Raw genomic sequence first — 13,251 nt, forward strand, 5'->3', positions numbered from 1 at the left:
AGCTGCATGTCGGCGTACTCGATGCCGTTGTGCACCATCTTCACGAAGTGCCCCGCGCCGTCCGGGCCGACGTGCGTCACGCACGGGGCGCCGTCCGCCGCCTTCGCGGAGATCTTCTCCAGCATCGGGCCCAGCGAGTCGTACGACTCCACCGGCCCGCCGGGCATGATGCTCGGCCCGTGCAGCGCGCCCTCCTCGCCGCCCGAGACGCCCATGCCGACGAAGTGGATGCCCTGCTCGCGCAGCGCCTTCTCGCGGCGGCGGGTGTCGGCGAAGTGCGCGTTGCCGCCGTCGATGATCATGTCGCCCGGTTCCAGGAGCGGCGCGAACTCCTCGATCACCGCGTCCGTCGGGTCGCCGGCCTTCACCATGATGACGAGCCGGCGGGGCCGCTCCAGCGCCGCCACGAACTCCTTGGCGGTCTCGGCCGCGATGAAGTCCCCCTCGCCGCCGAACTCCTCCACCAGCGCGTGCGTCTTCGACGCCGTCCGGTTGTGCACCGCGACCGTGTAGCCGTTGCGCGCGAAGTTGCGGGCGAGGTTGCGGCCCATGACCGCGAGACCCGTGACGCCGATCTGGGCTGTAGTGCTCATACCGCCTGCTCCTCAAAGATCCAGAAGATCCCGTAGATCCTGCTGATCCCGTAGATCCTGCTAAGGGTGGTGCCGGTCGTGCCGTCAGTATTGCCCACCGGCCGTCCTGACCTACGGAGATACGGATCTGGCGGCCCGGTCGGCTCAGACCGCCGGCCGAAAGGTTCACCGGTCCGCCCGGCGCGGGCCGCGCGCGGCCCCTCCGGCGAGGTGACGCCGTGTCAACTCCCCGTACCGGCGCGACGCGAGAGGCGGCTGATTGCTGTCTTGTCATGGCCAGTTAGCGGCACTTACTTTTGGCCTTCCTGACGCATGTCGAGGGGGACCTCCATGGCCGTACGCGGCCGGCACCGCCGGTATCAGCCGAACAGGATCAACCGCGCCTCGCTCACCGTCACGGCGAGCGGCGCCGGGATGGCCCTCCCGCTCATCGCGGCCGGCAGCGCGCACGCGGCCGACGTGGACACGTGGGACAAGGTCGCCGCGTGCGAGTCGAGCGGCAACTGGCACATCAACACCGGCAACGGCTTCTACGGCGGGCTCCAGTTCACCCAGTCCACCTGGGAGGCGTACGGCGGCACCCGGTACGCGGCCCGCGCGGACCTGGCCACCAAGGACCAGCAGATCGCGGTGGCCGAGAAGGTGCTCGACGGGCAGGGCCCTGGTGCCTGGCCGGTGTGCTCGCTGCGCGCCGGGCTCACCCGCGGCGGCGGAACCCCGGACATCCACCCGGCGAGCGAGGCCAAGAGCGGCACCGCCAAGAGCAGTGCCGCCAAGACGAGGACCGGGACCACCGAACAGGCCCGGCAGACCGGCAAGAAGGCCGAGAAGGCCGACGTACAGCCGCAGACCACACCGCAGTCGCGGGCCGGCAAGGCCGAGATGTACACGGTGGTGCGCGGCGACACGCTGTCGGGGATCGCCGACGAGCACCGGCTGCAGGGCGGTTGGGAGGGGCTCTACGCCGCCAACCGCACCACCGTCGGCTCCGACCCCGACCTGATCCTCCCCGGCCAGCGCCTCGCCCTCCACGGCGAGGCGACGACCGGGAGCACCACCACGAAGAAGAGCACGACCACGAAGTCGACGACCACGAAGTCCACGACCACGAAGAAGAGCACGAGCGGGAGCACCGGCAAGACCGCCACCCCGAAGAAGTCCACGGCCGAGACCGCCAAGAAGAGCACCGGCCACACGATGGTCGCGCCCGTCGACGGCCCCATCGGCACGCCGTACCACGCGAACGGCTCGCTCTGGTCGAAGGGTTACCACACCGGCGTCGACTTCGTCGTCCCCACCGGCACCTCCGTCAAGGCGGTGGAGGCCGGCCGCGTGGTCACCTCCGGCTGGGGCGGTTCCTACGGCTACCAGGTGGTCATCGAGCACGCCGACGGCCGCTACACGCAGTACGGCCATCTCTCGGCGATATCCGTGAAGGTGGGCCAGACGGTGAGCGCCGGGCAGCGCATAGGCCGCTCCGGCGCCACCGGCAACGTCACGGGCCCGCATCTGCACTTCGAGGTGCGGACCGGGCCCGGTTTCGGGACGGACGTCGACCCGCTCGCCTATCTGCGGGCCGGAGGCGTCAAGATCTGACGCGGGTACGGTGCCGGTCGCGCGGCGCCACCGGCAGGAACGCCCAGCCGTAGGGGGATCCGAGGAACGGTCCCGGGTCCCCGGCGCCGGAGACCGGGGCCGCGGGCGCCGCCATGGCGTCGCCGCCCGGCTCACTCTCCGCGCCGTCCCCGCCGTACGGACCGGGGCCCTCAGTCGGGCCGGGGCCCGGACCCTCGGTCGCTCCAGGGGCGGCCTGGGCGGGCACGAACATCCTCTCCCGTACGGCGGCGTCCCGTACCGCGGCCTCCGCCGCGACCAGTGCCTCCACCGCCGCCACCGGTTCCAGGTCGGCCACCGGTTCCAGGTCCGCCGCCGGTTCCCTCTCCGCCACCAGCGGCACGTCCGCCGCCGGTTCCACCGCCGCCACGGCCACCGCTCCCGTGACGGCCTCCGCTCCCTCCGCGGCTTGCGCCGGCCGCGCCTCCTCCTGCGCCGACTGCTCCAGGCGCTCGGTGGTCAGCAGGATGAGGCCGCCGGCCGCCAGCACGCCGCAGCTGAGCGCGAGCGCGGTCCCCGTGCTGCCGTAGCGGAACGTCTCGCCGAACATCGTGATGCCGACCGCCGCCGCCACCACGGGGTTGACCACCGTCAGCGTGGCCAGCGGGGCCGCGAGGCCGGCGCCGCGGTACGACGCCTGCGACAGCAGCACGCCCGCCGTCGCGAAGACGCCGATCACGCCCAGGGAGGGCAGGTCGGCCGCGGAGACGCCGTTCGTCCAGTCCACGGCGACGGTCTTGGTGAACACCGACGACATGCCGAAGGCGATACCGGAGCCGGTCGCCAGCAGCACGCTGCGCACCGCCGGGTGCCGGTGCGCGGCCCGGCCCGCGACCATCAGCGCCACCACCGCGCCGCCGGTGACCAGGGCCACCGCGACGCGCTGCGCCGTGTCCAGGGAGCGGGAGTCGGACGAGCCGACCAGCGCGAGCAGTCCGGCGAGGCCGACGGTCGCCATGATCGCGCCGCGCCAGGCGGTCGAGCCGGCCTTGCGGCCGACGAACAGCGCCGCCATCGGCAGCGCGAACACGATGGTCAGGGCGCCGAGCGGCTGCACCAGGCTGAGCGGGCCGTAGGCCAGCGCCACCACGTGCAGCAGTCCGCCCAGACCGTTCATCGCCAGGGCCGCCCACCACGCCGGCCGGCGCAGCGGCGCGTACGCCTGGTCGGGACTGGACACCGCGACGCGCTCCTGCACGATCGCTCCGCCCGCGTACGCGACGGCGGAGACGAGCGACAGCACCACGGACAACGCGAGGGCGCTCATGAGCTGCTCCTCTGCGTGAGGCGGGGGCACCGGGCCCGACGCGGCGAACGATCGTCTTCCATACCAACACGATGCCCCGTCGAACTCTTCCCGTCTTCGTACCTGAGCAGGCATTGCCCCCTACTGCCGATGGAGTACGAGTCGAGCGGAATCCTCCCTCAGACGGGTGATTGAGCCAGGAGACCGGGTATGGGCTACCCCTAAGGGTCTTGGTACTACTGCTGTTCGTGGACCTCGACCCGCACCTCCCGGCCCTGAACGCCCTCGGCGGCTTCTTCGTCCTACGCACGGCCGTAGCGCCCGGCCCGCCGCCACCCGCGGCCGGGCGCCGCCGAAAAATCGGGTCATGGGATGTTTACGGCGATCTCATGATTTTTCGGGTCGATACGGTCGCCGCGCGGCTGGGAACGCCCGAGGTGCGCGTCGCCGCCTCCATCGCGCAGCAGGGTTTCGCCGCGCGCCTGTGGTCCGTCGCCCTCGGCTGCGCCGCGCTGTACGGCGCCGTCCCCGACCTCGGCCCGGCGCTGCTGCGCTGGGACCCGGCCGCCGCCGCCCCCGACGACCTCCTCCTGACCGAGGTGCGCCCCGGCCCCGGGGACGCGCCGGCCCTCGCCGACGCCGTACTCCACACGTATCTGGAACCGCTCGCCGCGCTTCTCCACGACCGCTGCGGAGTGGCCACCGGGCTGCTGCGCGGCAACGCGGGCTCGGCGCTCGCGGGCGCCGCGCGCGAGCTGGCGCGCCGGGCCCCCGCGATCGGCCGGCCCGACGCCGTACCGCGCGCCGCCGCCCTCGCCGGGGAACTCCTCGCGCATCCGCTGCTCGCCCCGACCGGCGTCCGCACCGCAACCGGCTTCCGGCGCCGCAGCTGCTGCCTGTACTACCGCGTGCCCGGCGGCGGGCTGTGCGGGGACTGCTGCTTCGTACGGCCGCCGCGCTCTTCCCCGCGCGCCGCTTCTGGGTGACCATGAGGGAACCAGCCGCTGAGATAGGGGGGTTCCGGGTGCGTGTGGGCCTGCTGACCCGGGAGTACCCGCCGGATGTGTACGGCGGCGCCGGTGTCCATGTCGAGTTCCTGGCACGGGAGTTGCGGCCGCTGGTCGACCTCGACGTGCACTGCTGGGGCGAGGGCCGCGCCGACGGGGTGCTGCGGCACCGCCCGTGGTCCGCGCTCGACGGCGCCAACGACGCGCTGCGCACCTTCTCCGTGGACCTCGCCATGGCGACCGCTCTGGAGGGCCGTGAACTCGTCCACTCCCACACCTGGTACGCCAACCTCGGCGGGCACGTCGCCAAGCTGCTGCACGGGGTGCCGCATGTGCTGACCGCGCACTCCCTGGAACCCCTGCGCCCCTGGAAGGCCGAGCAACTCGGCGGCGGCTACGCCCTGTCGAGCTGGGCCGAGCGCACCGCGATCGAGGCCGCCGACGCCGTCGTCGCCGTGTCGGGCGCCATGCGCGAGGACATCCTGAGCTGCTACCCGGCGCTCGACCCGGCCCGGGTGCACGTCGTCCACAACGGCATCGACACCGCCCTGTACCGGCCGGACCACGGCACCGAGGCGCTCACCCGGATCGGCCTCGACCCGAAGCGGCCGTTCGTCCTGTTCGTCGGCCGGATCACCCGGCAGAAGGGCGTGCCGCACCTGCTGCGGGCCGTACGGGACATCGACCCCGGCGTGCAGGTCGTGCTGTGCGCGGGCGCGCCCGACACGCCGGAGATCGACCGGGAGTTCCGCGAACTGCACGCGGAGCTGAGCCGGGTCCGCGAGGGCGTGCACTGGATACCGCAGATGCTGCCGCGCGCCGACGTCATCCAACTGCTCACGCACGCCGCCGTGTTCGTCTGCCCCTCGGTCTACGAGCCGCTCGGCATCGTGAACCTGGAGGCGATGGCGTGTGGCACGCCGGTCGTGGCGTCCCGGGTCGGCGGCATCCCGGAGGTCGTGGACGACGGCCGTACCGGGGTGCTCGTGGACGTGGACGACGCGTTCGAGACGAACCTCACCCGGGCCCTGGACTCCGTCCTCGGCGATCCCGAGGCCGCCCGGCGGATGGGCGAGGCCGGGCGGGAGCGGGCCGTGGGCGAGTTCGGCTGGGACGCGGTCGCCCGACGGACGGTCGCCCTGTACGAAGAGGTCCTCGGGAACTTCAAGGCGCCGTAGCGGACGGCGAGGTGCCGTGGCGCGTGGCGGGGCGCTGTAGCGCGCGGCGGGGCGCCGTGACGCGCGGCCCGGGAATCCCTCGGGCCCGGACGATCTCGAACAGGCTTACAGCGCCCTGCTCAGGGGCAGGCTCGGGTCAACCAGGGTGAGGGGAGCGGCCATGCGTCGTGGTGGACCTTCGGTGCTCGGAATCGTGCTGGCGGGCGGAGAGGGCAAACGCCTGATGCCGCTGACCGCGGACCGCGCGAAACCCGCGGTCACCTTCGGCGGCACCTACCGCCTCGTCGACTTCGTCCTGTCCAACCTCGTCAACGCCGACATCCTGCGCATCTGCGTGCTGACGCAGTACAAGTCGCACTCGCTGGACCGGCACATCACGACCACCTGGCGGATGTCCAGTCTGCTCGGCAACTACGTCACGCCCGTCCCCGCCCAGCAACGCCTGGGCCCGCGCTGGTACCTGGGCAGCGCCGACGCGCTGCTCCAGTCGCTGAACCTGATCCACGACGAACGGCCCGAGTACGTCGCGGTGTTCGGCGCCGACCACGTCTACCGCATGGACCCGCGCCAGATGCTCAAGCAGCACATCGAGGGCGGCGCGGGCGTGACCGTCGCGGGCATCCGGGTGCCGCGCTCGGAGTCGTCGTCGTTCGGCGTGATCACCCCCGGCTCCGACGGGCAGACGGTGGAGCGCTTCCTGGAGAAGCCGGCCGACCCGCCGGGCCTCGCGGACGACCCCGAGTGCGTCTTCGCCTCCATGGGCAACTACATCTTCACCACCAAGGCCCTGATCGAGGCGTTGCAACGGGACGCGGAGGACGAGAACTCCGTGCACGACATGGGCGGTTCGATCCTGCCCCAGCTCACCGACCGGGGCGAGGCGCAGCTGTACGACTTCAGCCAGAACCACGTGCCCGGCGAGACCAGCCGGGACCAGGGCTACTGGCGCGACGTCGGCACGCTCGACGCGTACTACGAGGCGCACATGGACCTGATCGCCGAGCGCCCGGCGTTCAACCTCTACAACCGCGACTGGCCGATCTACACGCACTCGTACCAGCTGTCCCCGGCGCGCTTCAACGCGGGCGGCATCGCCAGCGAGTCGATCATCAGCGCCGGCTGCCTGGTGCGCGGCCAGGTGACCCGGTCGGTGCTCTCGCCGGGCGTGCGCGTCGACCCGGGCGCGGTGGTGCAGGGTTCGGTGCTGCACGACAACGTCCACATCGGCCGGGGTGCGGTCGTGCGCGGCGCCGTCCTCGACAAGAACGTGGAGGTTCCGCCGGGCGCCACGATCGGCGTCAATCCGGAGCGGGACGCGGAGTTGTACACCGTCTCCACCGGCGGGGTGATCGCCCTAGGAAAGGGGCAGCTGGTGACCTGAGGGACGGGCGGACCGGCGGCCCGGCGGGCGTGTGACCTGCACGGTTCGTCCGGCCTGTACTGGTACGATCGGCCCGGATTCTTCGGGTTGTCGGGCATCCGCCCGAGTGGTTGGGGGTCGCGGTGGTCACCGGACGCGTGGTGCGGTTCGACAGTACGCGGGGGTACGGCTTCATCACCCCCGACCAGGGACAGGAAGACGTCTTCCTCCACGTCAACGACCTGCTGATCCCGGAGTCGATGGTGCGCACGGGCCTGGCCGTCGAGTTCGAGACCGAGGAGGGCGAGCGCGGCCCGAAGGCGTCCTCGATCCGTCTCGCCAAGGGCGCCGCGCCGCGCACGTCCGCGGCCGCCGGCTCCGTCGCCGAGGGCGACGACCCGCTGTGCGACGTGCTCCAGACGGAGGAGTTCACCAGCGACGTGACCGAGCTTCTGCTGCACGCGGTGCCCACGCTGACGGGCCAGCAGATCGTGCAGGTCCGTCATGAGCTGCTGGAGTTCGCGAAGAAGCGCGGGTGGGTGGAGGACTGACCCGTCCGGGCCGTCGCGGGCCGACGACGACGGCCGGGGTCCGAGATCGTGTGATTGTCATGGGCGCGACAGCGCGACAAAACTGTCACCCGTCTGTCGCCCTCATGCCGCCCACCGGGCAGTCATCCGCCCCGCCCGGCCCCCGCTTCCGGCGGGTCGCCGGATGCGTCGACCGTGCGACGCGATCATGCGGACAACGATGTCTATCCGAGGGAGGCCCCCGAGATGAGACGGATCCGGCGCCTGCGGCTGTCCCTGGCCGCGGCCGTGGCGGTGTCCGCACTGCTCGCCGTCCCGACCGCCTGCGCCGCGGAGCCGCCCGGCGACCGGCTCACCGACATGGTCGACCCGTTCATCGGCACGCAGAACGAGGGCAACACCTTCCCCGGCGCGGCCGTGCCCTTCGGCATGGTGCAGTTCTCGCCCGACACCGGCCACAGCACCGGCTACGACTACACCCAGCACCGCATCCGCGGCTTCTCCCTGGTCCACCTCTCCGGCGTCGGCTGCGCGGCGGGCGGCGACCTGCCCGTGCTCCCGGTCACCGGGGACGTCACCGAGACCGACTACGCGAAGTACGCGGCGGGCTTCCGCCACGACGACGAGAGCGCGAGCCCCGGCTACTACCGGGTCGCCCTCGACTCCGGCATCCGCGCCGAGCTGACCGCCACCGCGCGCACCGCGGTGCAGCGCTACACCTTCCCGGCCACCGAAAAGGCCGACGTCCTGCTCGACGCGGGCCAGGCGCTGCACAAGAAGACCGCCACCCAGGTCGAGATCCTCGACGACCGGACCGTGCGCACCACCATCACCGGACACGGCTTCTGCCGGGACAGCCGGCCCTACACCCTGCACACCCTGACCCGCTTCGACCGTCCCTTCACCGCCCACGGCACCTGGGACGGCCGTACCGTCACCGCAGGGTCGAGAACCGGGCACGACGGCGCGTACCTGCGCTTCGACACCACGAAGGACCGCACCGTCGGGGCGACCACCGCCCTGTCGTACGTCGACGCGCACGGCGCCGAGGTCAACCTGCGCGCCGAGGGCGGCCGGCCGTTCGACACGGTGCGCGCGGCGGCCGCACGCGCCTGGGAGCGCCGCCTCGACGACGTCCGGGTGCGCGGCGGCGACCCGGCCCTGCGCCGCGCCTTCTACTCGTCGCTGTACCGGTCCTACCTCGCGCCCAACATCGGCAGCGACGCCGACGGCCGCTACACCGGCTGGGACGGCACCGCGCACCGCGCCCGGGGCTTCACCTACTACCAGAACTGGTCCCTCTGGGACACCTACCGCACCCAGGCCCAGTTGCTGTCCCTGCTCGCGCCGCGCGAGGCGCGCGACATGGCGATCTCGGTGATCCGCATCTCCGAGGACGGCGCCTGGCTGCCCAAGTGGGGCTACGGCACGGTCGAGTCGAACATCATGACCGGCGACCCGGTCACCCCGTATCTGACCAACGCCTATCAGCAGGGGCTCCTCGGCGGCTACGAGGAGCGCGCCTACCGCGCGCTGCGGCGCAACGCCGACGAGGTGCCGCCCCTCGGCTCGCCCGCCCTCGGCCGCGAGGGCAACGTCGAGTACCTCGCCGGCGGGTTCGTCCCCTACCTGAAGGGCCGGCCGCACACCAAGCCCGGCGACTCCGCCTACGACCACGGCGCCTCGGCCACCCTCGAGTACGCCCTGTCGGACGCCGTGCTCGCGCAGATGGCCCGCTCGCTCGGCCACCGCGCCGACGCCGACCGCTACGCGGCCCGCGCCCGCAACTGGCGCAGCCTCTTCGACCCGGCGACCGGCTTCTTCCGGGCCCGGGACGCCTCCGGCGTCTTCACCGGGCCCGCGGACCCGGCCCTCGGCGTGGGCTTCCAGGAGGGCACGGCCTGGCAGTACCAGTGGCTGGTGCCGCAGGACCTGCCCGGCATGGTCGACCTGATCGGCGGCCGGGACGTCGCGGACCGGCGCCTCGACGCCTTCTTCGCCTACCGGCGGCTGCTCGCCGACCCGGCGCGCACCGCCCGCGAGGTGTGGGTGCACGGGGCGTACGCGTACTACGGCTCGGCCGTCTACAACCCGCAGAACGAGCCCGACCTGGTCGCGCCGTACACCTATCTGTCGATCGGGCGGCCGTGGAAGACCACGGACGTCGTGCACGGCGCGCTGACCCTGTTCACCGACGGGCCCACCGGCATGACCGGCAACGACGACCTCGGCACGATGTCGTCGTGGATGGTGCTGTCGGCGATCGGCGTCTTCCCGGTCCAGCCCGGTGCCGACACCTGGGGCCTGTCCACCCCCGTCTTCGACCGGGTGGACCTCGCCCTGGACCGCCGCTGGTACCCGCTGGGCCGGCTCACCGTCACCGCGCCCGGCACCTCCGGAACGGACCGCTACATCCAGGGCGCCCGCCTCGACGGCAGGCCGTACGACCGGACGTATCTCACCACCCGCGCCCTGCGCTCCCTGCGCTCGCTGGCGTTCACGGTCGGCCCGCGCCCGTCGGAGTGGGGTACGTCACCCCAGGCGGCGCCACCGGCACTGAAGTGACCTCAGGTGACACACGAGTCCCGCCTCTTCCCTTGGGGCGGGACTTAATCCGTTGTTAACTGAGCGTAGCCTGATCGTACTTGACCGTAATCGCGTTTCGGCGCTTGACTGCTGGTCCACCCCGTCGTCGACGCGAGGCAAGCCCTTGACTTCAGATCCGCTCGCACCCCTCGACCTTGCGTTCTGGAACATCGAGTCCGACCGGCACCCCATGCACCTGGGTGCCCTCGGCGTCTTCACCGCGCACTCGCCGACCGCGGGCGCCCACGCCGCCGACCTGCTCGCGGCGCGCGCCGCCGCCGTGCCCGGACTGCGGATGCGCATCCGCGACCAGTGGCAGCCGACCCGGTTCGGCGGCGCCACCCGCGAGGCCGCGCCCGACTTCGACCCGCTCGACCACGTCCGGCTGCACGCCCCGACCGACGACTTCCAGGCCGTCGCCGGGCGGCTGATGGAGCGTCCGCTGCACCGGGAGCGGCCCCCGTGGGAGGCGCATGTCCTGCCCGGCGAGGACGGCATGTCGTTCGCCGTGCTGTTCAAGTTCCACCACGCCCTCGCCGACGGCCTGCGCGCGCTCACCCTCGCCGCCGCCGTCCTCGACCCCCTGGACCTGCCCGCGCCCCGCCCGCGCCCCGTGGAGCCGCCCCGCGGCCTGCTGCCCGACGTGCGCCGGCTGCCGGGCCTGTTCCGCGGCGCCCTGTCCGACTTCGGGCGGGCCCTCGACATCGGCGCGTCGGTCGTCCGCTCCACCCTGGACGCCCGCCCCTGCCCGGCCCTCACCGCCGATCCCTCCGGCACCCGGCGCACCGCCGGGGTCGTCGTCGACCTCGACGACGTGCACGTGGTCCGCAAGGCGGTCGGCGGCACGGTGAACGACGTCCTGATCGCCGTCGTCGCCGGGGCCCTGCGCCGCTGGCTCGACGAGCGCGGCGACGGCAGCGACGGCGTCGCGCCCCGCGCCCTGATCCCCGTCTCCAAGCGCCGCCCGCGCACCGCCCACCCACAGGGCAACCGGCTCTCCGGCTACCTGATACGGCTTCCCGTCGGCGAGAGCGACCCGCTGGCGAGGCTCGGCACGGTCCGCACCGCCATGGACCGCAACAAGGACGCCGGACCCAACCGTGGCGCGGGCGCCGTCGCGCTGCTCGCCGACCATGTGCCCGCGCTCGGGCACCGGCTCGGCGGCCCCCTGGTGAGCCAGGCCGCCCGGCTCTGGTTCGACATCCTTGTCACCAGCGTCCCGCTGCCCAGCCTCGGGCTGAAGCTCGGCGGCCACCCGGTCACCGCCGTCTTCCCCTTCGCGCCGCTCGCGCCCGGCCAGTCCCTCGCCGTCGCGGTCTCCACCTATCGCGGCAACGTCCACTACGGCCTGGTGGCCGACGCCGAGGCCGTCCCGGACCTCGACCGGCTCGCCGCCGCGCTCACCGAGGAGGTGCGGACGCTGATGACCGCCTGCGGACCCTGACCGCGATCGGGACCTGCGACGCGAATTGGTCGATATGAGGCATTTGTCACCCGTAGCTGGTTTGGAGGAGTGCTCCGGCGCTCCGTAGACTTCCCTGTTCGAAGGCGGTAGCAGTCGGAGCGCCGCGGGTGAGCAGGGAACGGCAGCGCGATGACGGTGACAGAGGACGGCCCGGTGACCACGGACGCCGTGACCGAGGGACCCGCCGACGAAACGGCGTACGGACCGGGGATCGACCCCGAGCGCCTCGCCGTCTGCCTGAGCGTGCTCGAGGAGCTCGACCGGATCGACGTCGACCACCCCGATGCCATCACGGTGCGCCGGGCCACGGCCGCGATCTACCGCACGGTCAAGCAGCGCCGCCGCCAGGACCGCCGCGCCGCCAAGACCGCCCACGACAAGGCGGTCACCGAGGCCACCGCGACCGGCTCCGCGCAGCGCATCGACGACGAGACCGAGGGCATCCTGCCGTCGTCCGTCACCGAGACGGGCAAGATCGCGGGCATACTCCAGCGCCCCCGCTCCTGCTACACCTGCAAGGGCCGCTACGTCGAGGTCGACTACTTCTACCACCAGCTCTGTCCGCAGTGCGCCGGCCTCAACCGCGCCAAGCGCGACGCCCGCGCCGACCTGACGGGCAAGCGGGCGCTGCTCACCGGCGGCCGCGCCAAGATCGGCATGTACATCGCGCTGCGGCTGCTGCGCGACGGCGCCCACACGACGATCACCACGCGCTTCCCCAAGGACGCGATCCGCCGGTTCAAGGCGATGGACGACTCGGCGGACTGGCTGCACCGGCTGGAGGTCGTCGGCATCGACCTGCGCGACCCGGCGCAGGCGGTGGCCCTGGCCGAGCAGGTCACCGAGGCCGGACCGCTCGACATCCTGATCAACAACGCGACCCAGACCGTGCGCCGGCTGCCCTCGGCGTACGCGGCCCTGGTCGACGGCGAGAGCGCCCCGCTGCCCGCCGGCGAGCTGCCCGCCCACCACGTCATCGGCGCCTTCGGCTCCGGCGCGGTCGACGGCATCGCCGCGCTGCCGCTCGGCACCAGCGGCCTGGACGCGCAGAAGGTCGCCGACCTCGCGCTCGTCGCGGGCAACGCCAGCGTCGCCCGGCACCTCGACGGCACCGCCATCGACGCGGGCGGCCTGGTGCCGGACGTCGTCGACACCAACACCTGGGTGCAGACCATCGACCAGATCTCGCCGGTCGAGCTGCTCGAGACCCAGCTGTGCAACTACACCTCGCCGTTCATCCTGATCAGCGCCCTGCGCCCGGCGATGGCGGCCGCCGCGAAGCAGGCGGGCAGCGGCCGCTCCTACGTCGTCAACGTCTCCGCGATGGAGGGCGTCTTCGGCCGCGGCTACAAGGGCGCGGGCCACCCCAACACCAACGCCGCCAAGGCGGCCATGAACATGGTCACCCGGACCAGCGCCCAGGAGATGTTCCAGGCCGACGGCATCCTCATGACCTCAGTCGACACCGGCTGGATCACCGACGAGCGCCCGCACTACGACAAGCTGCGGCTCGCCGAGGCCGGTTTCCACGCCCCGCTCGACCTGGTCGACGGCGCCGCGCGCGTCTACGACCCGATCGTGCGCGGCGAGGCGGGCGACGACCTGTACGGCGTCTTCATGAAGGACTACGCGCCCGGCAAGTGGTAGGCGCACCCGGCGCCGGGGCCCCGGC

The 13,251-nt window shown here is 72.7% G+C and carries 10 protein-coding genes; 8 read left to right on the forward strand and 2 right to left on the reverse strand.

Annotated features, from left to right (window positions below; genetic code table 11):
- Positions 1-593: NAD(P)-binding domain-containing protein (locus WN71_RS13885; RefSeq protein WP_240529650.1), on the reverse strand; the 593-nt coding region annotated here is incomplete at its 3' end.
- A gap of 330 nt (positions 594-923) precedes the next feature.
- On the opposite strand from WN71_RS13885, the gene WN71_RS13890 reads away from it, so the two are divergent.
- Positions 924-2,189 (forward strand): transglycosylase family protein, encoded by a 1,266-nt coding sequence (locus tag WN71_RS13890; protein WP_046585642.1) that lies wholly within the window; start codon positions 924-926, stop codon positions 2,187-2,189.
- Here the strand turns inward: WN71_RS13890 and WN71_RS13895 are convergent.
- On the reverse strand, positions 2,179-3,474 hold the full coding sequence (locus WN71_RS13895; RefSeq protein WP_046585640.1) for a DMT family transporter: 1,296 nt from the start codon (positions 3,472-3,474) through the stop codon (positions 2,179-2,181). The two genes, WN71_RS13890 and WN71_RS13895, sit on opposite strands and share 11 nt — an antisense overlap.
- 209 nt (positions 3,475-3,683) lie before the next feature.
- Between WN71_RS13895 and WN71_RS13900 the strand changes: the two genes are divergently transcribed.
- The 7 genes from WN71_RS13900 to WN71_RS13930 all read left to right on the forward strand — a co-directional run bounded on the left by WN71_RS13900 (position 3,684) and on the right by WN71_RS13930 (position 13,226).
- Positions 3,684-4,439, forward strand: coding sequence for a (2Fe-2S)-binding protein (locus tag WN71_RS13900; RefSeq protein WP_240529651.1), 756 nt, complete (start codon positions 3,684-3,686; stop codon positions 4,437-4,439).
- A 38-nt stretch (positions 4,440-4,477) separates the two neighbouring features.
- Positions 4,478-5,638: a glycogen synthase gene (gene glgA, locus WN71_RS13905; protein WP_046585638.1), complete on the forward strand. Its 1,161-nt coding sequence runs from the start codon at positions 4,478-4,480 to the stop codon at positions 5,636-5,638.
- A 160-nt stretch (positions 5,639-5,798) separates the two neighbouring features.
- The gene (gene glgC, locus WN71_RS13910; RefSeq protein ID WP_046585636.1) at positions 5,799-7,019 is read left to right on the forward strand and encodes a glucose-1-phosphate adenylyltransferase; all 1,221 of its coding nucleotides are present in this window, start codon (positions 5,799-5,801) and stop codon (positions 7,017-7,019) included.
- Between the two features lie 122 nt (positions 7,020-7,141).
- On the forward strand, positions 7,142-7,549 hold the full coding sequence (locus WN71_RS13915; RefSeq protein WP_046585716.1) for a cold-shock protein: 408 nt from the start codon (positions 7,142-7,144) through the stop codon (positions 7,547-7,549).
- Between the two features lie 225 nt (positions 7,550-7,774).
- Positions 7,775-10,093 (forward strand): GH92 family glycosyl hydrolase, encoded by a 2,319-nt coding sequence (locus WN71_RS13920; RefSeq protein WP_046585634.1) that lies wholly within the window; start codon positions 7,775-7,777, stop codon positions 10,091-10,093.
- A gap of 145 nt (positions 10,094-10,238) precedes the next feature.
- Positions 10,239-11,558: a wax ester/triacylglycerol synthase family O-acyltransferase gene (locus WN71_RS13925; protein ID WP_046585632.1), complete on the forward strand. Its 1,320-nt coding sequence runs from the start codon at positions 10,239-10,241 to the stop codon at positions 11,556-11,558.
- A 150-nt stretch (positions 11,559-11,708) separates the two neighbouring features.
- The gene (locus WN71_RS13930) at positions 11,709-13,226 is read left to right on the forward strand and encodes an SDR family NAD(P)-dependent oxidoreductase (protein WP_046585630.1); all 1,518 of its coding nucleotides are present in this window, start codon (positions 11,709-11,711) and stop codon (positions 13,224-13,226) included.
- The last annotated feature ends 25 nt before the right edge of the window (positions 13,227-13,251 follow it).

The sequence above is a fragment of the Streptomyces mangrovisoli genome, from assembly GCF_000974985.2.
Taxonomy (GTDB): domain Bacteria; phylum Actinomycetota; class Actinomycetes; order Streptomycetales; family Streptomycetaceae; genus Streptomyces; species Streptomyces mangrovisoli.